At 34.9% G+C, this 22,998-nt stretch carries 20 protein-coding genes and 1 other RNA gene; 7 read left to right on the forward strand and 14 right to left on the reverse strand.

The annotated features are described in order from the left end of the window. Positions 1 to 191: 191 nt before the first annotated feature. The gene (locus R2Q59_RS05360; RefSeq protein ID WP_131552552.1) at positions 192 to 914 is read left to right on the forward strand and encodes an RluA family pseudouridine synthase; all 723 of its coding nucleotides are present in this window, start codon (positions 192 to 194) and stop codon (positions 912 to 914) included. A 397-nt stretch (positions 915 to 1,311) separates the two neighbouring features. On the opposite strand, the gene R2Q59_RS05365 is transcribed toward R2Q59_RS05360, so the two are convergent. The 8 genes from R2Q59_RS05365 to R2Q59_RS05400 all read right to left on the reverse strand — a co-directional run bounded on the left by R2Q59_RS05365 (position 1,312) and on the right by R2Q59_RS05400 (position 8,290). Beyond that, positions 1,312 to 2,712, reverse strand: a complete 1,401-nt coding sequence (locus R2Q59_RS05365) for a sigma-54 dependent transcriptional regulator (protein ID WP_316784219.1) — start codon at positions 2,710 to 2,712, stop codon at positions 1,312 to 1,314. A gap of 526 nt (positions 2,713 to 3,238) precedes the next feature. Next, positions 3,239 to 3,662: RNase P RNA component class A (gene rnpB / locus R2Q59_RS05370), an RNA gene on the reverse strand. Positions 3,663 to 3,763: 101 nt separating this feature from the next. Further along, positions 3,764 to 4,186, reverse strand: coding sequence for a cytochrome c (locus R2Q59_RS05375; protein WP_316784221.1), 423 nt, complete (start codon positions 4,184 to 4,186; stop codon positions 3,764 to 3,766). After that, on the reverse strand, positions 4,186 to 4,839 hold the full coding sequence (locus R2Q59_RS05380; protein WP_316784223.1) for an SCO family protein: 654 nt from the start codon (positions 4,837 to 4,839) through the stop codon (positions 4,186 to 4,188). Before R2Q59_RS05380 ends, R2Q59_RS05375 begins: the two co-directional genes overlap by 1 nt. 68 nt (positions 4,840 to 4,907) lie before the next feature. Then, positions 4,908 to 5,918, reverse strand: a complete 1,011-nt coding sequence (locus tag R2Q59_RS05385; protein ID WP_316784224.1) for a hypothetical protein — start codon at positions 5,916 to 5,918, stop codon at positions 4,908 to 4,910. Further along, positions 5,878 to 6,915 (reverse strand): cytochrome-c peroxidase, encoded by a 1,038-nt coding sequence (locus R2Q59_RS05390; protein WP_316784225.1) that lies wholly within the window; start codon positions 6,913 to 6,915, stop codon positions 5,878 to 5,880. The genes R2Q59_RS05385 and R2Q59_RS05390 overlap by 41 nt, the downstream gene beginning before the upstream one ends. A gap of 2 nt (positions 6,916 to 6,917) precedes the next feature. Beyond that, complete coding sequence (locus R2Q59_RS05395; protein WP_316784227.1) at positions 6,918 to 7,688, reverse strand: MbnP family protein; 771 nt, start codon at positions 7,686 to 7,688, stop codon at positions 6,918 to 6,920. Positions 7,689 to 7,912: 224 nt separating this feature from the next. Further along, positions 7,913 to 8,290 carry a hypothetical protein gene (locus tag R2Q59_RS05400; RefSeq protein WP_316784229.1) on the reverse strand — a complete coding sequence of 126 codons (378 nt, stop codon included), beginning with the start codon at positions 8,288 to 8,290 and terminating at the stop codon, positions 7,913 to 7,915. A gap of 64 nt (positions 8,291 to 8,354) precedes the next feature. Between R2Q59_RS05400 and R2Q59_RS05405 the strand changes: the two genes are divergently transcribed. From R2Q59_RS05405 to R2Q59_RS05415, 3 genes are read left to right on the forward strand one after another with little or no spacing between them, the layout of a single operon-like run. After that, positions 8,355 to 9,869: an alpha-L-fucosidase gene (locus tag R2Q59_RS05405; RefSeq protein WP_316784231.1), complete on the forward strand. Its 1,515-nt coding sequence runs from the start codon at positions 8,355 to 8,357 to the stop codon at positions 9,867 to 9,869. Continuing rightward, positions 9,866 to 11,998, forward strand: coding sequence for an alpha-L-fucosidase (locus R2Q59_RS05410; RefSeq protein WP_316784232.1), 2,133 nt, complete (start codon positions 9,866 to 9,868; stop codon positions 11,996 to 11,998). The genes R2Q59_RS05405 and R2Q59_RS05410 overlap by 4 nt, the downstream gene beginning before the upstream one ends. After that, the gene (locus R2Q59_RS05415) at positions 11,995 to 13,983 is read left to right on the forward strand and encodes a beta-mannosidase (RefSeq protein WP_316784234.1); all 1,989 of its coding nucleotides are present in this window, start codon (positions 11,995 to 11,997) and stop codon (positions 13,981 to 13,983) included. Before R2Q59_RS05410 ends, R2Q59_RS05415 begins: the two co-directional genes overlap by 4 nt. 714 nt (positions 13,984 to 14,697) lie before the next feature. Here R2Q59_RS05415 and R2Q59_RS05420 read toward each other — a convergent pair. Next, positions 14,698 to 16,431: a phospho-sugar mutase gene (locus R2Q59_RS05420; RefSeq protein ID WP_316784236.1), complete on the reverse strand. Its 1,734-nt coding sequence runs from the start codon at positions 16,429 to 16,431 to the stop codon at positions 14,698 to 14,700. Positions 16,432 to 16,608: 177 nt separating this feature from the next. Between R2Q59_RS05420 and R2Q59_RS05425 the strand changes: the two genes are divergently transcribed. Both R2Q59_RS05425 and lysA read left to right on the forward strand, forming a co-directional pair. After that, a complete protein-coding gene (locus R2Q59_RS05425; protein WP_316784238.1) occupies positions 16,609 to 17,922 on the forward strand; it encodes an aspartate kinase in 1,314 nt (437 codons plus the stop codon). Between the two features lie 182 nt (positions 17,923 to 18,104). Then, positions 18,105 to 19,274 carry a diaminopimelate decarboxylase gene (lysA, locus tag R2Q59_RS05430; RefSeq protein ID WP_316784240.1) on the forward strand — a complete coding sequence of 390 codons (1,170 nt, stop codon included), beginning with the start codon at positions 18,105 to 18,107 and terminating at the stop codon, positions 19,272 to 19,274. 101 nt (positions 19,275 to 19,375) lie between these two features. Here lysA and R2Q59_RS05435 read toward each other — a convergent pair whose 3' ends face one another. From R2Q59_RS05435 to R2Q59_RS05455, 5 genes are all read right to left on the reverse strand, one after another. Further along, positions 19,376 to 19,588 (reverse strand): DUF3185 family protein, encoded by a 213-nt coding sequence (locus R2Q59_RS05435; protein ID WP_136840153.1) that lies wholly within the window; start codon positions 19,586 to 19,588, stop codon positions 19,376 to 19,378. Between the two features lie 52 nt (positions 19,589 to 19,640). Then, a complete protein-coding gene (locus R2Q59_RS05440; protein WP_316784242.1) occupies positions 19,641 to 20,423 on the reverse strand; it encodes a hypothetical protein in 783 nt (260 codons plus the stop codon). Then, on the reverse strand, positions 20,420 to 20,785 hold the full coding sequence (locus R2Q59_RS05445) for a DUF1801 domain-containing protein (protein WP_316784244.1): 366 nt from the start codon (positions 20,783 to 20,785) through the stop codon (positions 20,420 to 20,422). The genes R2Q59_RS05440 and R2Q59_RS05445 overlap by 4 nt, the downstream gene beginning before the upstream one ends. After that, a complete protein-coding gene (locus R2Q59_RS05450; RefSeq protein ID WP_316784246.1) occupies positions 20,785 to 21,171 on the reverse strand; it encodes an SRPBCC domain-containing protein in 387 nt (128 codons plus the stop codon). The genes R2Q59_RS05445 and R2Q59_RS05450 overlap by 1 nt, the downstream gene beginning before the upstream one ends. Before the next feature lie 146 nt (positions 21,172 to 21,317). Beyond that, on the reverse strand, positions 21,318 to 22,508 hold the full coding sequence (locus R2Q59_RS05455) for an acyl-CoA dehydrogenase family protein (RefSeq protein ID WP_316784249.1): 1,191 nt from the start codon (positions 22,506 to 22,508) through the stop codon (positions 21,318 to 21,320). Between the two features lie 126 nt (positions 22,509 to 22,634). Between R2Q59_RS05455 and R2Q59_RS05460 the strand changes: the two genes are divergently transcribed. Further along, complete coding sequence (locus R2Q59_RS05460; protein ID WP_316784251.1) at positions 22,635 to 22,997, forward strand: dihydroneopterin aldolase; 363 nt, start codon at positions 22,635 to 22,637, stop codon at positions 22,995 to 22,997. Position 22,998 lies beyond the last annotated feature (1 nt).

Raw genomic sequence — 22,998 nt, forward strand, 5'->3', positions numbered from 1 at the left:
GTCTTAGTGTCTCGCTAAGACTTTTTTTTGTTCAAGCCATTTGGAATTATAATTCCGTTCAAAATTTACCGTAGTCAACGACTTCAATCTTCCCTGCCTGTCCGGCAGGCAGGCATTTTACATTTTACCTCTTCCATCTCTCTCAATGCCCCTAAATATTCGTACTTTTGCGCTTTACATAACAACACAGCGTGAAATATCCAATTTTTAAAGACCTTATCTTATTCGAAAACGATGATTACATCGTTGTAAACAAACCTCCTTTTGTAGCTTCACTAGACGAACGTACAGCTGGTGCCGAAGTAAATATCCTTCGCATGGCTAGACAATATTCAGACGATGCACAAGTTTGTCACCGATTAGATAAAGAAACTTCTGGTGCTATCGTAATCGCTAAAAACCCTGATGCATACCGCAACTTGGCCATGCAGTTTGAGCGTAGGAAAGTTAAAAAGATTTACCACGCTGTGGTAGATGGTCAATGGCAATTTGATAATCTATTCGTCGACCTGCCAATCTTAAACGATGGTAATAAAAATGTAACGATAGATAGAGCAGAGGGCAAACGTGCTGAGACTTATTTTAATACCTTAACACATTACAAACATTATACTTTGGTTGAATGTAAGCCAGTTACAGGTCGAATGCACCAAATTCGTATTCACTTGGCTACCCAACGTGCTGCAATTTGTGGTGACCATATGTATAAAGGAAAACCAGTTTTTCTATCTGCGCTTAAAAAAGGTTATCGCATTGCGAAGGATGAAGAAGAACAACCAATCATGAAACGTTTTGCCTTACATGCCAAAGAAATAACTTTCAAAGGTTTAGATGAGCAAGATATTCACATCGAAGCGCCATATCCAAAGGATTTTACAACATTATTGAAGTTGTTGGATAAGTTTGATTCATAGGTTGTTGTAATGTTGAAAAGTTGTAAAGTTGAAATGTTCAGGGTGGGTAACCTTTCAGCATTCAAACCTTAAAATATCTAGTCTAAGCGTCTTGCTAAAACGAAAATTATTGTAAAAGTCTTTGCGAGACGCTTAGACTAGATACAAATTTTTACAAGTTTATAGTGATAAAAAGTTGTAAAGTTGAAATGTTCAGGATGAATAGCCTTTCAACATTCAAACCTTAAAATCTCTAGTCTAAGCGTCTCGCTAAAATAGAAAATTATTGTAAAAGTCTTTGCGAGACGCTTAGACTAGATACAAATTTTTACAAGTTTAAAGTGATAAAAAGTTGTAAAGTTGAAATGTTTAGGGTGGGTAACCTTTCAACATTCAAACCTTACAACCTTCCAATTTTTTACTCCGCTCTTTTTAAGCCAAATTTCTCAATTTTACTATACAAGTGACTTCGTTGAATTTCAATGTCATCAGCTGTTTTAGAAACGTTCCAATTGTTTTTTTCTAATTTAAACTTGATGAATTCTTTTTCTGCGAAATCCTTATAATCTTGGAAGTTAGAGAATTTCTCATAATTGATAGCAGAACCACCAGAAGAACCATTACCACCACCAGCTACAGCAGTACCAATATTTGTTCCCCCAGTTGGATTAGCAAAAGCAATTACATCATTTTCAGTAATCGTTTTATCGCTTAATATGATTAAACGTTCAATCATATTATGCAATTCTCGAACGTTACCTGTCCAAGGCAAACCCTTTAAAGCTTCCATTGCACCGTCGCTAATCTTTTTAACAGGCATTCCATAATCACCACAAATTTCGTCTAAGAAGTTTTGTGCAATTACAGGAATATCATCAGTTCTTTCCGTTAAATGCGGAACATGAATATTAATAACATTTAATCGATGGTATAAATCCATACGGAAATTACCTAATTCAATTTCTTTCAATAAATCTTTATTGGTTGCCGCTAAAACACGAACGTTAACTTCTTGTTCTTTCTCGCCACCAACCTTGGTAATTTTATGTTCTTGCAAGGCTCTTAATACTTTCGCTTGAGCCGAAAGACTCATGTCTCCAATCTCATCTAAAAATAAAGTGCCGCCATTAGCCAATTCAAATTTACCAATGCGTTGTTTTACTGCAGAAGTAAATGAACCCTTCTCGTGACCAAACAATTCACTTTCAATTAATTCTGATGGAATTGCTGCACAGTTAACCTCAATTAGAGGTGCATCAGCTCTGTTAGACTTTTCGTGAATCCATCTTGCTACTAATTCTTTACCACTACCATTTGCCCCAGTGATTAATACCCTAGCTTCGGTTGGAGCAACACGTTCAATCGTTTCTTTAATTTTACTGATGCTATCAGATTCTCCTAAAATATTACGAGTCTTGCTAACCCTGCGTTTTAAGACTTTCGTTTCAGTAACTAATGTTCCTCTGTCTAAAGCATTACGAACCGTAATTAACAACCTATTTAAATCAGGTGGTTTTGAAACAAAATCGAAGGCTCCCTTTTTACTCGCTTCTATTGCCGTTTCTACGGTTCCATGTCCAGATATCATGATAAATGGAAGGTCTGGTTTCATTAAAAGTGCATTTTCAAGCACTTCCATACCATCCATTTTATTCATCTTGATATCGCACAAGACTAAGTCGTAATTATTTTTTTTGATGAGTTCTAATCCGTCAATGCCATTGTCAATGTCATCTACTTCGTAGCTTTCGTATTCTAAAATTTCACGAAGAGTGCTTCTTATCGCTCTCTCGTCGTCAATTATAAGCAGTTTTGCCATAGTTATTAGGTATACAATTATATAAGAATGCTAATATATTATTTTTTGTTTAATGTATAGTTTTTTATACAGTTATAAACGTTAAAATAGGTTAAAGGTTTGGTAGATGGTTCATTAGTTCATTTGTTCATCAGTTCATTGGGCAAGTTGAACTATCGGTTGGTGTTTCACCGAGCTAAACAAGTTGATTAATAAGAACCTTTGTCTTCTTGGTGTCTTTGTGGTAAGTAACAATTATTTTTTGAAAATGAATGCCTTCATCATTTGGCAAGAGCAGTCCTGCTTTCAGCTTTAGTCTTTTCGCTTTCAGCTCAAGAGCTATCGCTTCAATCAGGTTTATTAAACTATGGGTTGTGCTACTATGAGGGATTTTACTTGCACAAGCCTTGGTTAAATAGCCCTAATTGTAGCGATATCCTTTTTATAGACCTATAAGGTTTTCAAAACCTTATGGGTTTAATGAAAAGATAAAGCGGAAAGTAGGGGTGGCATAAAAAAAAGCAAGCTATTGCGCTTCAAAAAAAGAAAAAAATGCAAGCCTATAAGCCGGGTTCTGTTCCTGATAAATCAGTTTTCTATCATTAATCTAATATAAATGTTGCCATTTATCTTTAACGACCTACCCACTAACATCGGACGAGCAGCCCTTTATCCCGATAGCTATCGGGACGTTAGCCTATTTGGTCTTTCAACTCCCGGGGTTTACCAAAACACTAATCGCTTAGCGAGTTCGTGAGCTCTTACCTCACGTTTTCACCCTTACCACGTAGTAACACAATTGCTACTGCAAAGCAGCAATGTGTGTACTACGTGGCGGTATATTCTCTGTGGCACTATTCCGTCATCCAGGTTTTCAATCCTAAATGCCTTCCCGTTAGGAAGCGAGATGCTCTATGTTGCCCGGACTTTCCTCCTTACCATTAAGATACGGCGATAGAACGGCTTGCATTTTTTTTTAAAGATAGGTTTTTAAGCTGAAAAGCTTAAAAAAGTTTGGAGTTGAGAGTTTAGAGTTAAGCGAAACTCCAAACTCCAAACTCTCAACTCCAAACTACTTACATTTCTCCAAATCCTTAGCAACTTGCTCAAACTTGTACATTCCCTGTTTGTTGCCAAATGAATTGGTAATGTAAACTATGATTTTAGCTAAATCTATGTTTTCAATTTGTTTAAACGCTGGCATTTTACCATCATATTTTTTTCCATTAATCACCATTGGCTTATTTGAACCATTTTTAATGATGCAGGCTAATTGTTCTTTATTTTCCTTTAAAAAAATAGTATCTGTTAATGCCGGATAAAGTTCGCCTAAGCCTTCTCCATTTGCACTGTGGCAATTCTGACAATATTTAATGTATAAATCCTTACCACCAGAAATGTATTGAGTTTGTTCCATTTCTTCTGCATTTTGGCAGGAATAAATGATACAGCAAATGACAATAGAAAAAATAGAAAGTAAAATGGTTTTGCGCATTATTTTTCTTCTGCTATAAGTGTTTTCAAGTCTTCTTTTAGCTTGGCAACTTGCTCTTCCTTTGTGCCATCATAAGCGCCACGCATTCTTTTTTCCTTATCAATTAATACTAACCAACCTTGGTGCATGTAACCATCTGGCGCTGTTTTATCTTCGCCCACCACAGTTAGATAGCTTTTTTCAGCCAATGAATAAACTTCTTCTTTAGGGCCATAAACAAATTGCCACTTCTTAGTGTCGACACCTAGTTTTTGGGCGTAATTTTTTAAAACCGAAGGTTTATCATATTTGAAATCTATTGTATGAGATAAAAACATCACATCTGGATTGTTTTTATATTCATCATAAACAGTCTTCAAGTTTCTATGCATGATAGGGCAAATGGTGGTGCAAGAAGTAAAGAAAAAATCTGCTATGTATATCTTTTCTTTAAACGCATCTTGAGTTAAGTAAGTGCTATCTTGATTTAAGAATTTAAAATTTGGAATGGTTTGGTAAATGGTATCTACTTTTTCATTTCCATCTGCATCTTTTGTTATTTGTGCTTCGCGTTGACCGTAAATAGGTAATTTTTTATCGTTGTTACAAGCGTAAAAGCAAATGCTTAAACTTATTAAAGCAACGATGGCGACAATGTTTTTAATTTTTATCATGATGATTGAAATTGGTTACAAACATACGTTAAACACAAATAAAGTTTAACGTATGCGTGTAAGATTTGTTAAGATTTAAGTAAATAATATAATTGATTGATGTTGTAGGTGATGCCTAAATAGATTTTAGCTGAACTTTGTGGATGGTCTGTTTTGGCTTGCCAAGCATTTTTTTGCAAACCCATATTAAGTGCTATATTTTTATAATATAAATCTACCCCAATACCAGCCATCAAGTTGTTCATCTTGTGTTCTCCTGTTTTTACTCCTTTATAAGTTTCGCCAGCAGAATTTTCATAAAAAAACTGAACGGATGGCATTACTTGCCAATTCTTATTAATTCTTTGGGTGTAAAACAGATTTAAAAATGTTGTACTGCTATTGGCAATTCCTTCTTGTTCGCTATTATCCCCATTTATTTTATAGGAAGTATTAATGCTCATTCCGAATTTTTTATAGCCAATTAAATAATTAGCATAAACAAATCCATCGGTACTGCCGGTTCCAGGTTGCATTAAAGCAGAATATTTGATACCGGTAGCTGTTTTGATATCATTTTTTCCACTAGGTAATTTAACGCCTGCACCTACAATTAAACGCTGATTAAAAGTTGATTGGGCTAATTTCCTTATCAAGTGATAACCAGCATAAAGATTTACATCGCCCACTCCAGAAATAGATGAAGTATTACCATTATACCTTTCGCTGTTTGAATTATAGGGAATAATCGCATTTAATTCAATTCTTCTATGCACAAAGTACCTGCCTCTAACTTCCATTGTTCGGTATAATTCATAATCGTTCGGATTGTTATTGTGGCCTGTTAGTGGAGATGTTTTATCGTCTTTTGGAAAGAAAAAACTACTGCCTTTTGGGAAAGTGTAATTGTTTTGCCCTTGGTATCCGCTAAAAGAACGATAGCGATATAATAAGCCAAAACTACTTTGGTTGTCGTAAGGCGTTAGTCCCATGAAACAACCACAAATATCACAAGCAGAAGCGCTTATGGAAATTGTAACCAGGGTAACTAGTATAATGTTAATTTTCACTGAAAATTTTATTCTTGATAAATTCATCATCTGTTAATGTTTTTAAAAAACTTGTAATTTGTTGTTTTTGAATATTAGATAGCGGAATACCTAGCTGCGAATTCTTGGAAAGCGAAACGTCTAAATTTTCATTCGCTTGCACACCAGCATTATAATGTTCTAGTACTTTTTCTAATGTATTAAAACGGCCATCATGCATATATGGCGATGATAATTCGATGTTTCTCAAAGTTGGAACTCTAAACTTCCCCTTATCACTAACTAAATCTGTAATCGTTTTGCGCCCTTCATCAACACTGTTTAAATCCAATCCGTTATTGATGTAGTTTAGATTAGTAAATAAAGGCTCGGTATGGCAGTTGGCACATTTATCCTTAAATAACTGATATCCCTGTTGTTCTTCAGTAGTAAAAACAGTTTCCTTTCTCATCACTTTATCATACTTGCTATTTGCAGAAACCATCGCCGCCGTGAACTGTGTTAGTGCCTTCAAAAGGTTTTGCGAATTGACGGTTGCTGAACCAAAAGCATCTTTAAAAAGGCTAGGGTAGGGAGCCGTGTTATTTAAGAAAGTGACAATTGTATTTAAGTCGCTTCCCATTTCACATACATCTGTTATCGCATTAATGGGTACAATTTCTAAGTTTTTAGCACCACCATCCCAAAAGAATTCCCTTTGCCAAGCTAGGTTAAATAATACAGGTGCATTTCGCTTCCCTAAACAATTGTTAACCCCGTGACTTACTTTATGGTCTAGGTTTGCAAAACCTGCAAATTGTTGGTGACAGCTACCGCAGGAAATTGATTTATCTGCTGATAATCGTGCATCGTAAAATAGCTTTTTGCCTAGAGCAAAGCCATTATTAGTTAAAATATTTCCATCGAATTTGTATACCGCATCTGGAAAGTTAGTAGGAACCACAAACCGAATTTCTTCAGTTTGTGGTTTAACTATTTCAGTTTTACTACAGGCATACAACATCCCCATACTTGCTATAAGTATGAGGTATATTTTTAAATGCCTCATAGTTAATTGTGTATGTGTTCAAATTCGAATAAACCATTTACGTAATTATCTGCTACAATTACAGAATTAGCGCCGCCCATGGTAAAGTTTAATTGAGCAAAGCTGATGTTTTGTTTTCCTTTAAATAAACTTCCAGCATTCACCACAAAATGAACTTGAGGGTTTTTATCTGCCCTAATTCTTAGCGGATTTCCAGTACTAAAATCTGTGCTAAAAGTTCTAATGGTGTTATTTGGGTCAACAATTCCACCGATGTGAAAGGTTAATGATTTGTCTGTTGCTGTTGATTGTGGTGATGTTCCCTCGAATTTTACAAAGATGTAACCACTGTTCCAAGTCCAGAACATTCCTAAAGCTGGATCTAATGCTCCAGTTTGTGCACCTGCCAAATTCCGCTCCTTATCTACACCAATGGTAAAAGCTATTTTAGTGTAATCTCCTGCCGGAATGTCTTTGAGATTGTTTAATAAAGAACTTGGTTTTGCTGCATCCATTAAAATATAACTTTCAGGAATTGCATAGATAGACCCATCTGTTTTGGTTAATTTGATATTGCTTACATAATATTTAAATGTAGAAATATTGAAACTCTCGCCAGTGGCATTGGTGTAATTTTGAGTGTTTAATACTAGTGGGACGCCATTTATCTGATTTTCGAATTCTAAGGTAAAAGTTCCCTTTTCGGCTGTGTTAATGGTTTCATCTTTTTTGCAAGAAGTAAATGCAATAGTTAAAATCGCAACAATTGCGATTGATATATTTTTGATATTCATTATTTGAAATTTTAAAAAAATGTAGAGTTATGTCAAAGCGATTTTGACAATTAATTATTTGGTTCCCGCAGATGAAAATGATTTCGCAGATTTAATTGTCAATCTGCGTAATCTGTTAAATCAGCGGGAAAAATTAATACGAATAGTTAGTCTTGACGAAAATTCAAGAACGACCTTGATAATTTGCCTATCAAAGGACAGCAATTCAAGGTAACAAATAGATGTTATGCGTGCTTAGGCGGTTGAAAGATAGAGAGGGAAGTTTTTATTGGTTTTTTTTGCAGATAATTCATCGCAAAAATTTCCACTGGCAATTCGTAAACTGGTGCTAAAAGACTAGCCGTAACTGGTGCTACAGTTTCGATAATTCGTTTTAAATTATCTTGGTCGTGTTTATTCTTTTGGTCCAGTTCTTTCAGTTTGATATCCATGAAACATTTACCCTCACAATGAAGTTCGTGGTTATCTTTATTGGTACAAAGTACTGTAGAAATGTATTGTTTGTTGAGAATATAAGATGATGATAAAATCCAATAGTTAAAACAGTTGGTTAAAATTCCAACCAAAAGAAATAACGCTATGAACTGTTTCCAGATTTTCATCGCGGCAAAACTAAACATTTTTACTGCTCAATTAAAGCAAAAACTGTATATTAATTTCCGAAATATGCGAACTATAAAAACAATTCTTTTTGCTGGTCTAGTTTTAGTTAATTCTTCGCTTTTTGCTCAAGAAAATACTGGCAATCAAGTCATCATTAAAGCAACGGATAAGCACGAGGACATTATTCGTAAAGCAGCGAATGTAAAACCGTCTACGAGACAATTACGTTGGCAACAGTTAGAATTAACTGCTTTTTTTCATTTTGGCGTAAATACCTTTACCAATAGAGAGTGGGGTGATGGAAAGGAAGACCCTAAAATTTTTAATCCAACTAAACTTGATGCTCGTCAGTGGGTTAGAACGATGAAAGAGGCAGGTTTTAAACAGGTTATTTTAACTGCAAAACACCACGATGGCTTTTGTTTATGGCCTAGTAAATTTACGGAACATAGTGTTAAGAACAGTACTTGGAAAGGTGGAAAGGGCGATGTGGTTAAAGAAGTAGCCGCTGCCTGTAAAGAATACAAAATTGGTTTTGGTGTTTATTTATCCCCATGGGACAGGAACCATAAGGATTATGGCGATAGTAAAATTTATAATGAATATTTCGTAAACCAGTTAACCGAATTACTAAGCAATTATGGTAAAGTAGATGAGGTTTGGTTTGATGGTGCAAATGGAACCGGTCCAAATGGTAAAAAGCCTGTTTATGATTTTGCCAATTGGTACAAGCTGATTAGAAAACTACAGCCATCGGCAACTATTGCAGTTATGGGACCAGATGTGCGTTGGGTAGGAACTGAAAGTGGTTATGGGCGTGAAACGGAATGGAGTGTTTTGCCTGCGGATGAGAATATGTTAAAAGCAATTGCCGATAATTCTCAAAAGGAAGTGGCTTTTGTGCCAGCTGGTGATAAAATGGGTGAGGATTTAGGTAGTCGCTCGAAGATTTTAAATGCTAAAGGTTTGGTTTGGTATCCAGCAGAGACTGATGTATCTATTCGTGATGGTTGGTTTTATCATCCAGAACAAGATAATAAAGTGAAAACACCAGAGAAATTGATGGATATCTATTTTTCATCGGTTGGCAGGAATGGTGTCTTGTTATTGAATGTTCCACCCGATAAAAATGGTTTAATAAGCGAGAGTGATATCAAAACCTTAAAAGATTGGTCGTTTTTAAGGAACGAATTATTTGCAGAAAACATAGCCAAACAAGCTAGCTTAAAGGCAAGTAATGGTAATAATTTAAATTCAATATTAGATGGCAGTCAAAATACTTATTATGTTGCCTCGCCTAAAGATACCACTGCTACCATTAACCTTACTTTTTCAAAACCAATAGAATTTGATGTTTTATCGCTGCAAGAAAACATCGCCATTGGCCAAAGAGTTGAAAAGTTTGTGTTAGAATATAAAGAGGGGGAGGATTGGAAAACGATTACTCAAGGCACTACAATTGGTTATAAAAGATTATTGCGTTTTAAATCCGTTAAAGCAAGAGAAGTAAGGTTACGAATATTATCATCGAGGTTAAATCCAACAATTACTGAGTTGGGATTGTATAAAAGCAAATGAAAAAAATAATCATTTTATTGTTGTTAGGTATTACATCAGCATCTGCTCAAAATTACCAACCAAACTGGAGTTCGTTAGATAGTAGGCCAGTACCACAATGGTTTAAGGATAGCAAATTTGGTATTTTTATACATTGGGGAGTTTATTCTGTTCCAGCTTATGGGCGAAAGGGAAGTTATTCAGAATGGTATCAGAGAGGTTTAACTGATGGGGATACCGCTCGTGTAAACTACCATAAAGCAAAGTTTGGCAATTTAACTTATTACGAATTGGCCGACCAATTCAAAGCTGAGCTTTTTAAACCAGATGAGTGGGCTAATTTGATTGAAAAATCAGGTGCAAAATATGTTGTATTGACTTCAAAACACCATGATGGCTATGCATTATGGCCAAGTAAAGAAACCGATAAGAACTGGGGGTTTCCTTGGAATGCTGTTACAATTGGGCCTCACCGTGATTTGCTTGGCGATTTATTTAAAGCTATCCGTAAAACATCGGTGCATCCAGGGCTATATTATTCTTTAATGGAGTGGTATAATCCACTATGGAGAAATGATAAAGGTAGATATGTGAATGAACATGCTTGGCCGCAGATGAAAGATTTAGTAAATACTTATAAACCAGATGTGTTTTGGACAGATGGTGAATGGGAAGCTAGTGCAGAGACCTGGAAAAGCAAGGAGTTTTTAGCATGGCTTTACAATGATAGTCCAATTAAACAAAATGTGGTTACTTATGACAGATGGGGAAGTGGCGATGTACGCTTTAAACATGGAGCTGTTTTTACGCCCGAATACCAACCAGATTTAGATTTTGAATATCATTATTGGGAAGAGAGCCGTGGAATGGGATTTTCTTATGGCTACAATAGGGAGGAAGATGCATGGGATTATAATTCTGCGCAGTCTTTAGTTTTACAGTTGATTGATAAAGTAAGTAGGGGTGGTAATTTTTTGTTAGATATTGGTCCCGATGAACATGGTAAAATTCCACCAATTATGCAGGAGCGTTTGTTGCAAATTGGTAATTGGATGAATATAAATGGCGAAGCAATTTATGGCACAGAACGATGGAGAAATGCTTCTCAGTGGTCTGAAGGTAGAAAAGACTATAAAGCAAAAGATGGTAGTGGCGATTATTTGTTAAAAATAACATTAAATCCAGAAACTGGTTATGCCGTTAAGAATTGCTTTTTTACATATAATGCTACAACCAATAACTTATATGCTTTATTGCCAATTTATCCATCAGACAAAAAAATAGTCCTGCAAAATTTATCGTTTAAATCTAATACCCGAATTGAATTATTAGAAACTAAAGAATCCTTAAAATGGGAAAATAATGGTAATGATGTGGTCGTAACTCTTCCATCATTCGACCCAAATAAAATCAAAAGTAATTATGCTTATGTACTAAAGATTTTTAATTATGGTGCTTTTTCTAAAAAACCTAAAGTATCGGTTAATTATAGTATTGGAGCTTTAAATCCTGTGGTAACCATAAGCTCAAATGATGAAATCAGGTATACTCTTGATGGCACTTTACCAACAACAACTTCAAATTTATATCAATCGCCTTTGAAAATAACAACTAGCTCAACTTTAAATGTGAAGGCCTTCGCCAAAAATATCCTGCCAAGTGAATTAGTTACCATCCCATTAAAGGTATATCAGTGGAAAAATGCAATTATACCTAAAGACATCATAAAAGGATTAACCTTAAGTATTTATGAATCTTTTATTACTTCGGTAGATGAATTAGAGAAATTAAAACCCGTTAAAGTAAAGTCTGCAAGCCAAATTTCATTGGTAGATACCACTAGAAAAGAACAAGTAGGATTAATTTATGAAGGTTATATTAAAATACCAGAAACGGATATCTATGATTTTTTTCTATCAGCTGATGATGGCAGTAATTTATGGATCGATGGTGAATTGTTGTATAATGATGGTTTGCATGGTGGTATTGAGAAAATGGAAAAATTTGCTTTAAAAAAAGGATTTCACAGTCTCAAAATATCATATTTTCAAGCTACTGGAGATGCTGAATTGAGTTTGAAGGTGGCTTCTTCAAAAATAAAAAAGCAAAATGTCCCAATGGAATGGTTTTTTCAAAAATTAAGAAAATGAAGTTGTACAAAATATTTTTAGTTTACATCTTTTGTCTACCTATTGAGGCGGATGCCCAAATCTTAAAACAAAAATTAACTACCAATTGGGTTTTTCAAGAACAGGATGATGCTAAATGGTATCCTGCAAAAGTACCTGGGGAGGTGCATGTAGATTTAATGAATAACAAGTTAATACCAGACCCATTTTATCGTGCTAACGAAAAGAAGGTTCAATGGGTAGAAAAAGAAAACTGGGACTACAAAACTACCTTTGATATTTCTGCTCAGACCCTTGCTTCTAATCATATAGATTTAGTCTTCGACGGTTTAGATACCTATGCTGATGTTTATTTAAATGGTCAACTGATTTTAAAAGCTGATAACATGTTCCGTCAGTGGACAGTTGATGTGAAACGCCTTGTTAAGTCAAAAGGAAATCAATTATTGGTTAAGTTTTATTCAGCACAAAACAAAGTTGATGCCATTGCAAAAGCCGATTTACCTTATTTCATTCCAGATAATCCAAGAGCTTATGTACGCAAAGCACAGTTTCATTTTGGCTGGGATTGGGGACCGAAATTAACAGGTGTTGGCATTTGGAAAGAAGTGAGATTGGAAAGTTACAACACCAAACCGACTGAAAAACCTTTTGTAGCGCCCATAAATGTAGAGTTGGTGCAACAGCCCGATAAAGATGGTAAATCATTCTATTTTAAGATTGATCGTAAGCCTGTTTACATGAAAGGCGCAAACTACATTCCATCTGATGCATTTGTAACTCGGATGACTAAAAATGATTATCGCAAAATGTTGATGATGGCAAAAGATGCCAATATGAATATGTTACGAGTTTGGGGTGGTGGAATTTATGAAGCTGATGAGTTTTACGATTTGTGCGATTCATTAGGGATTTACGTTTGGCAAGATTTTATGTTTGCAGGAACAATGGTGCCAGGAGATAAAGCTTTTTTTACCAATGTAAAAGAGGAAGTAAAATATCAAGTTAAGCGATTGAGACATCATAAAAGCATTATTTTATGGTGTGGTAACAATGAAATTGATGAAGCTTTTAATCGTTGGGGATGGCAAAATCAATATCGCATTAAACCTAAAGATTCGGTTAAATTATGGGATGATTACACCCGACTATTTAGAGATAGTATTACCAAATGGGTAAAAGAAGTTGATGCCAGTAGACCTTACATTAGCACTTCGCCAAAATATGGTTGGGGTGTAAAAAATAGCTTTACAGAAGGTGATAGTCATTATTGGGGTGTTTGGTGGGGCAATGAAGACTTTGAGGTTTTTGAAAATAAAACAGGAAGATTTGTGAGTGAGTACGGCATGCAGGCTATGCCGAATTATGCTAGCGTTTTAGCTTATACACAACCACAGGATAGGTATTTGTTCTCCAAGGTTTTAAACGACCATCAAAAGGCGGGGAATGGTTTTGCAAAGCTGAATATTTACCTCCAAAACTATATGATTGATTCGTCAAAAATCAATAAACTTTCGGTTGAAGATTATACTTATCTCACTCAATGTGTGCAATATTATGGTTTCAAGAATATGATTTTAATCCACAGAAGTAAAGCACCTTACAATATGGGGACTTTGCTCTGGCAATTAAATGATTGTTGGCCAGTGGCAAGTTGGAGTATAACAGATTATTATGACCGTGCTCCAAAAGCAGCGTGGTATGCTGTAAAAGAAGCTTATAGGGATGATGTGAAAATCGAAAGAGATATTGTTAAACCAAAAGATTTAAAGTTGCTTAATCCTAAAATTACTTATCAAATTAAAGGCAATCAAATCATTTTGAAATCTTCAAATTTTGCTAAGTATGTTTTTGTAGATATTGCTGGTTACAAAGGAAAACTAAGCGATAATTATTTCGATTTGGAAGCAGGGAAAATGAAGATTATAACTTTTGATCAAAAAGATTTGAAGGTTAAGAATGTGGTAGTAAAGTTGAAGTCGCTTTGGGATGTTGTAGGGAATTAAGCGTCATTTCGACAGAGTTTTTCACGATGGAGAAATCTGTTAGTAATTTTAACTACCTGAACATATCCTGTGATATTTGTGTTGTAGATTTCTCGTCGCTGCGCTCGCTCGAAATGACGTAACAAGATGATTAACAAAATTTCAAGAGATTCGCCACCCTTAATCAAATCCATCTGAAATTTAGCGAGTAAAGTAAAAAAAATGTAAAACTTTCAAAAAAAACATAATTTTTTTAAGCTGTCAAGGGGCAGAATTGCAGGTGTTTTCTCCCACATTCCTCCCAGATTCGTTCGGAGAATCGGCCTTTAAAGCAAGGTTTCTCGAACAACACTGGGAGAAGTCTGGAACAAACCAATTTCAAACAGGTCAGAAGTGCCCAAATCCTCTCGTTTCTGTAAGATGCAGCAAATTATGTTTTTTTATCATATATTAGTTTCAGTGTTGATTCCCATAAGTTTAAGGATTTCGTTCCCGATTTAAATCAGCACACGTTCACTCAACCTTTCCATTTACTTTAGCTGACGGTTTTAGTTTGACAAGCTCAAGCGCTTTCTTCAAAATAACAGGCAACAAAAAAGGTTGATGTAAAACACCAACCTTTAAATTCAATAAGGAGTCTGCGACTCCCGAAGAAGTCGGGACAAGTTCGCTCAGACTGACTTTGCCTTTCCAACTATGCACTCCCTCTCCTTCAGGAGAGGGTTGGGGTGAGGTTTAAGCCTGTAAATCCTCCATAATCTTTTTAATCTTTTCTGCTAACTTCTCTTCTGTAGCTTTAAAGTCTTCAGCGCTTTCAAGCGGTGTATTTACGCTACAATAGAACTTAATTTTAGGTTCTGTACCACTTGGTCTAGCAGAAATGATGCTTCCATCAGCGGTAATGAATTGCAATACATCAGATTTTGGAAAACCTAATTCTTTACTAGAACCTGCTTTAATATCAGTTTCCTTATTTAATTCGTAATCTTTTAAGGTAACCACTTCAGAGCCACCCAGTTTTGCTGGTGGATTATTCCTAAATGTCTCCATCATCGCTTTGATTTCTTCAGCACCAGTTTTACCTTTTTTGGTAATCGAAACTAAATCTTCCTTGTACATTCCATAAGTCACGTACATGTCAATCATCGCTTGATATAAGCTACTGCCTTTATCTTTATAAAATGCAGTCATCTCGGCAATAAATGCACAAGAAATTACCGCATCTTTATCTCTTACTAAATCGCCAATTAAATAGCCATAACTTTCTTCACCACCTGCGATGAAAGTCTTTTTGCCTTGTTGTTGGGTCATTACCTGACCAATCCACTTAAATCCTGTTAAGGTGTTAAAATACTCAACGCCTTTAGCATCGCAGATAGCTTTAATTAAACTGGTTGTTACAATAGTAGAAACCACATATTCATTGCCTGTTAATTTTCCTTTTTCTTCCCAAGCGGTTAGTAGATAGTTAATTAATAAACTACCAGTCTGATTTCCATTTAATAAAACGAATTCTCCGTCATTATTCTTAACGGCAATACCAACACGGTCGGCGTCTGGGTCTGTAGCTAAAACTAAATCAGCATCAAGTTCTTCAGCTTTTTTAATGGCTAAACTTAAAGCATCTTTTTCTTCAGGATTAGGATAAACAACGGTTGGGAAATTCCCATCTGGTTTGCTTTGTTCTTCAACTATGTTAACATTTGTAAAACCAAATTGAGCTAAAGCCTGTGGTACCAAAGTAATTCCAGTTCCGTGAATAGGAGAGTAAACAATTTTTAAATCGTGTTCACGAGCAATAGCATCTGGCGAAACCGAAAGTGCTGTAATCTTATCTAAATAACTTTTGTCGATTGCTTCTGCAATTAATTCAATGTTACTTTCAACTCGGTCAAATTTAACCTCATCAATACTTTTAATTGCAGCCACTTCATCCATTACCATTTTGTCATCTGGAGAAGTAAACTGGCCACCATCATTGCCGTAAGCTTTGTAACCGTTATATTCTTTAGGATTGTGAGAAGCAGTTAACATCACACCACTTTTGCAGCCTAATTCGCGTATAGCAAAAGAAAGTTCTGGAGTTGGGCGTAAAGCCGAGAAGAAGTAAACTTTAATGCCATTTGCCGAAAAAACGTCGGCAGTTATCTTTGCAAAATAATCAGAATTGTTTCTGCTGTCGTGTGCAATGGCTACACTGATTTTCTCTCCTAGATATTTCTTGTTCAAGTAGTTAGCCAAACCTTGTGTAGCAGTTCCAATGGTATATTTGTTAATGCGGTTAGAGCCAGCCCCCATGATTCCACGCAAACCACCAGTTCCAAACTCTAAACTTCTATAAAATGAATCTGTTAATTCTGTGGTCGAATTATTGTCTAATAAGGCCTGAATTGAATTTTTTGTTTCTTGGTCATAATTGCCATTAAGCCATTCGTTAATGGTTGCTAGGGTGCTTTCTTCTAATTGCATTTTTTAAATTGATTGATGTTGTAATTAATAATACAAAACAGAATTAAAATTGTTCAGGTCTATTTACGAGAACGTTATCAGAATTTTATTTTGTCATTTTGGCGAAAATTAGCCCTCTTTTCCTTATTTTCACGCCCCGATACAATAATAAGAAAAATACGCATTCTAAAATTAAAAATGAAGATATTAAAATTTGGTGGAACGTCTGTAGGTAGCCCTGAGCGAATGACAAAACTGTTGGATATCATTAATCCAGCTGAAGAACAAATAGTTGTATTATCAGCGGTGTCTGGTACAACAAACAGTTTAGTGGAAATTTCTTCTAAATTAATTAAGGAAGAAAAGGATGAGGCTATCAAATTAATAAAGGCGTTAAACCAAAAATATAATGAGTTTGTGATCGAGCTTTTGCCAGCAGGCGATTTTAGAGAACAAGGTCAGGAAATAGTAGATTATCATTTTAATTTTCTAGCATCATTAGCTAACGATTTATTTACCAATATAGAAGATAAAGTTGTTTTAGCACAGGGTGAGTTATTATCAACTACGTTATATCATATTTATTTAAAGTCGATAGGAGTGCCGTCTGTGCTCTTACCAGCTTTAGATTTTATGAAAATTGATGAAGATAATGAGCCAGATATTCCTTTTACAACAGAACATTTAACTCCATTGTTGGAAAAATATAAAGGAAATAACTTGTTTATTACACAAGGATTTATTTGTAGAAATAGCTTTGGTGAGGTAGATAATTTACGCAGAGGCGGAAGTGACTATACTGCATCGTTATTAGGCGCTGCAATTTTAGCAGAAGAAGTTCAAATCTGGACTGACATTGATGGGATGCACAATAACGACCCTAGAATTGTAAAAGGAACTAAGCCAATTTCTCATTTATCTTTTGATGAAGCAGCTGAGTTGGCTTATTTTGGTGCAAAAATCTTGCATCCACAATCTGTTTTTCCAGCACAGAAATATAAGATCCCAGTTCGTTTGTTAAATACCATGGAGCCAAAAGCTTTGGGTACTGTAATTAGTACGGAGAGTGAAAAAGGTAAGATTAAATCTATTGCTGCTAAGGATGGCATTACTGCTATTAAAATCCAATCGAGCAGAATGCTTTTGGCTTATGGTTTCTTAAGAAGGATTTTCGAGATTTTTGAGCGATATAAAACACCAATCGATATGATTACCACATCTGAGGTTGCCGTTTCCTTAACTATCGATTTTACAGATAACCTGGATGAAATTGTAAAAGAATTAAATTCATTTGGTAGTGTTGAAATTGATAAAGATCAATCAATTATTTGTGTTGTAGGTGACTTTGGAGCAGAAAAACATGGTTATGCAGCTAAAGTTTTAGATTCAATTAAACATATTCCAGTTAGGATGATTTCTTATGGAGGTAGTGCTTATAACATTTCACTTTTAGTAGGAACAGAAAACAAGGTTGAAGCTTTAAGAAGCTTACACGATAGGATTTTTGAATAATTAAAATCGCTTTCTAAGATATACGTAGGCTAGGATAAATAACAGTAGGAGTACAAACGAAAGTCGAATTCTTCTTTCAAATTCTTTTCTGGTAATGTTACCTCTTCTATAATCGAAATAATTACCGGCATACATTATTGCCAAAAAGACCAAGAATAATATTAATAGAAATTTCAAAGATTATGTTTTCCGATAAAGATATAGCACATTTCTCGAATTTAGAAACTCCATTTTACTATTACGATTTAAATTTGCTTGAACGTACGTTAAAAGCTTGTGAAGAAGCTTCAAGCGTTTACAAGTTTCATGTTCACTATGCAATGAAGGCAAACTTTAATCCGCTGGTTTTAAAGGCAATTGAAAAGATTGGTTTTGGTGCGGACTGTGTGAGTGGAGGTGAAGTTAAAAAAGCTATTGAAGTTGGTTTTTCTAAAGATAAAATTGTTTTTGCTGGTGTAGGAAAATCCGACAAAGAGATTAATGATGCCTTGGATAATGATATTTTCTGTTTCAATGTAGAATCTGTTCAAGAATTGCAGGTAATTAATGAACTTGCTGAAGCAAAACAAAAAGTTGCTAAAGTAGCCATTCGTATCAACCCAAATGTTGATGCACATACTCATGCGAACATCACCACTGGTTTAGATGAAAATAAATTCGGCGTAAATTCATGGGATATGCCTGCTTGTGCTGCTATTTTAAATATTTCTCCAAATCTAGAATTTGTTGGCATTCACTTTCATATCGGTTCTCAAATTACCAATATGGATGTTTATAAAAACCTTTGCATCCGTGTTAACGAATTTGCTACTTGGTTTGAAGACCACGGATTTAAAGTAACCATTTTAAATGTTGGTGGTGGATTAGGAATTGATTATCACAATCCAGAGCAGCAAATACCAGATTTTAAATCATATTTTAAAATATTCTCAGATTTCTTGGAAGTAAAGCCTTATCAGGAAGTTCACTTTGAATTAGGTAGGGCCTTGGTTGGACAAAGCTCTTCTTTAATCAGTAAAGTACTGTACGTGAAAAATGGCAAGAAGAAAAACTTCATCATTTTAGATGCAGGAATGACCGAATTGATGCGTCCAGCGTTATATCAAGCTTATCATAAAATAGAGAATATCAGTCAACTCCAAACTCCAAACTCCAAACTCTCAACTAAATACGATGTTGTAGGACCAATTTGTGAAAGCACAGATTGTTTTGGTAAGGAAGTTGAATTGCCAGAAACTTTTAGAAACGATTTAATTGCCATTAGAAGTACGGGCGCTTATGGCGAGGTAATGGCTTCTCATTACAATTTGAGAGAAAATGTTCACATTGTTTCTAGTGAGGAAATAATATAATATTTGTCATCCAGAGCGCAGCGAAGGATCTAAGAGGGTAATTCTACTTTTAGATTCCTCGTTCCGCGGAATGACAAAAGAGCTCGATGACAAACATCTATTTATTTCTTCCTCGAGCCAACAAATACAATCACACCAGCAATTAATACAATTCCACCAACATAAGGTGGCCAATTAACCGATTTCTCTCTATCAGCAGAAACTTGAATTGGGCCTGCATCAATTACTTTTTCTTTTTTGGTGTAGGTAAATCCTGTCCATACTAATAATACAATTCCTAGCACAATTAATATTATTCCTAATGTTCTTCCCATGATTTTAGCTTTAGGATAAGAACATTTAATAATAATAAATGTTTGATTTTAGCTAAAAAGAAAACCCAAGGCTTAGCTTGCTCGAAGCACCTTTATTTACACCAGAATTTATGATACCGTATAATTTATTTAATTTGAAATAGAAGGCAAAGTCAAATGCCCCACCTTTTAAGCTTTCATTATACTGATTTCTTAAACTGTTATTTAAACCTGGAGTTACACCATAAAATAGTCTAAAAGCATAATGATGATTAAAATTCTTCTTAGGATGCCAAATAATTTCACTTGCCATTCCCGTGGTAAATAGTGTTGTTTTTGTAGAACTAATTATATTTGGATTATTTAGGTTTTTCATTTGTTTCCTAAAATCTGCATAACCTCCACTTTCGAATGTCAAAGCGTTTTCCCAGCTAATAATTCTAAATTCTGCGTTACCAGCATTGTCATAATAGCCAATTGAAGTTCTTAATCCACCGCCAAAGATTCCCTTTCCATCAAATTCTGGTATATTATTATCTTTATTGTACTCACTGTCATAATTTGTTTCGCCAGCAAAGCCAAAAACACCATAAGCAATATTCAAGTTTTTAGTAGTATGAGCTCTACTATAATTTAACACTCCCATTGTCAAATCGCCGGTACCATAAGGTAAACTTAATCCCGCAAGGCCTGCACTTATATAGTTTTTAACTTTAATGGAATCAGAGCCCATTGGTTTTGGTAAATAGGAAACATCGTTACCTGCAATAGCTGGTACAAAATAGGAGGGGGTACTGCAAGAACTAATGAATAAAACAGTTAATACAAGAAGAGAGGGCAGCGTTAAATTTTTCATTTAGCGTTAATTTTGTTGTCGTAAATATAAATAGCTTGTGTTAAGATACTATTAATCTTTTCAATTGGTAAATCTTCTTCAATGTCAATCAAAAGGATTTTCATTCTAGCACGTTTTTCTACCAATAAATCTGGATGGTCAATTAAATTTCCATCAACAAATCCAATGTAAGGTTTTTTGAATTTTTTATGTATCCATAAATAACAAAGCATTTTACCCTTAAAATAAAAAAATGGAAGTTTATACTTCCATTCAGGGGTAATTTCATTAGTGTGTGATAAAATAATATCTCTTAATGCCAACAAACAGCCTCTAGTAGGCTCTTCTCGTTTTAAGTAGAAATTATCTAAATCGCTTAACATTAATATTCTATTTCGAAGAAATCAGCTAATCCACCTAAAAAATATTCTTCAATTCCAGCAGTGAAATCATCATAATCTTCATCAGGAATGTTAGTTTGAACAAATTCTAATGATGTTCCTTTTTTATCTTCGTGAAGTTTAATAGTTACAATAGATGGTTCACCTTCGTCACCAAAATACCATTGTTGTACAATTTTCTTATTAGGTTCAAACTCGATGTTTTTACCTACGATATCGCCTTCCCAAAAAGAGAATTCGGTGCCAGCTTCTTCTGTAAATTCTACTTCAGCGCCTGTCCATAATTGAATGCTTTGAGGTTTAGTTAAGGCTAAATAAACTTCTTCTGGTGGTGCTGGTAGAGGTATATATTTTTTGTAATTCTTCATTTTGATATATTTTCTTTTTTCTTTATTAGGATGAATAGGATTTAGAGATGCTAAGATAATAGCTTAATATGTTATCTGTGCTAAAACCAAATGCTTTAAAATTTTCTAATCCTATAATCTATTAATCCTAAAAATCCTACTCAAGACTACTTAAACGCATTTAATCCTGTTACGTCCATTCCTGTAATTAATAAATGAACATCATGTGTTCCTTCATAGGTTACAACAGATTCTAAGTTCATCATGTGGCGCATGATAGAGTATTCTCCAGTAATTCCCATTCCACCTAACATTTGGCGAGCATTTCTGGCTATGTCTAAAGCAATTTCTACACTGTTACGTTTTGCCATAGATATTTGTTCCGCTGTTGCTCTGTTCTCGCTTTTAAGTGTGCCTAAACGCCAAACCAATAACTGACCTTTAGTAATCTCTGTAATCATTTCGGCTAATTTCTTTTGTTGTAATTGAAATCCGCCTATTGGTTTACCAAATTGAACACGTTCTTTTGAATATCGAAGTGCGGTATCATAACAATCCATCGCAGCGCCTAAAGCTCCCCAAGCAATGCCATAACGAGCTTGGTTTAAACAGCCTAATGGTCCTTTTAAACCTTTAATGTCAGGGAAGATATTTTCTTTAGGAACTTTTACATTGTCGAAAACTAATTCGCCAGTGGCTGAAGCTCTCAAACTCCATTTGCCATGTGTTTCTGGAGTTGTAAAGCCTTCCATACCACGTTCAACTACCATTCCTCTAATTTTTCCTTCTTCATCTTTTGCCCAAACTACAGCAATATCAGCAAAAGGAGCATTAGAAATCCACATCTTAGCACCATTTAATAGATAGTGGTCGCCTTTATCTTTAATATTGGTAACCATACCGCCTGGGTTAGAACCATGGTCTGGTTCTGTTAAGCCGAAACAACCCATTAATTCGCCTGTGGCTAATTTTGGTAGATATTTTTTGCGTTGCTCTTCTGTTCCATAAGCGTAAATTGGGTACATTACTAACGATCCCTGAACGGAGGCGGTAGAACGAATTCCAGAATCGCCACGTTCAATTTCTTGCATGATAATTCCGTATGCCGTATAATCTAAACCAGCGCCACCATATTCTACAGGTATAGTTGGGCCAAATGCACCAATTTCTCCTAAACCTTTAATTAAATGTTTTGGAAACTCTGCTCTTTGTGCATAATCTTCAATTATTGGGCTAACTTCTTTTTTTACCCAATCTCTTACAGTTGAGCGAATTAATAAGTGCTCTTCGGATAAAAGTTCATCTAACTGATAATAATCTGGTGCTTCGTAAAGGTCTTTCTTGGCTGATTTGTTCATCTTTTACAGTATATTTGGATTGATAATCTGGTAAAATCAAAGGTAATAATTTAGTGTAATGACTGGTAAAAACCACATAAAAATTTAATTTTGCCCTTAAATCTTGCTTTAAATAATTTAAACCTAATGTTTGTACAGACTATTGCTTTAAAAGACGTAAAATTTTATGCTTATCATGGGTTTTATCCTGAAGAACAGCTTACCGGAAATCATTTTTTGGTAGATGCTGAGGTAACTTTTACGCCATCAGGGGATACAGAAGATTTGCAACATACCGTTAATTATGAGGTGATAAATAGCATCATTACCAAGGCAATGCAAGAAACTCAAAAGCTACTAGAAACGGTTGTTAGAAATATTATAGATGAGTTGTTGTCTAATTACTCATTTTTGTCAACCATAGTAGTTGGAATTAGAAAAATACATCCAATGATGCCTGGGGAAATTGGGCATTCATTTGTACAATTAAGTTATACTTCTTCGAAATAAA

The organism is Pedobacter frigiditerrae, assembly GCF_032678705.1.
Classification (GTDB): domain Bacteria; phylum Bacteroidota; class Bacteroidia; order Sphingobacteriales; family Sphingobacteriaceae; genus Pedobacter; species Pedobacter frigiditerrae_A.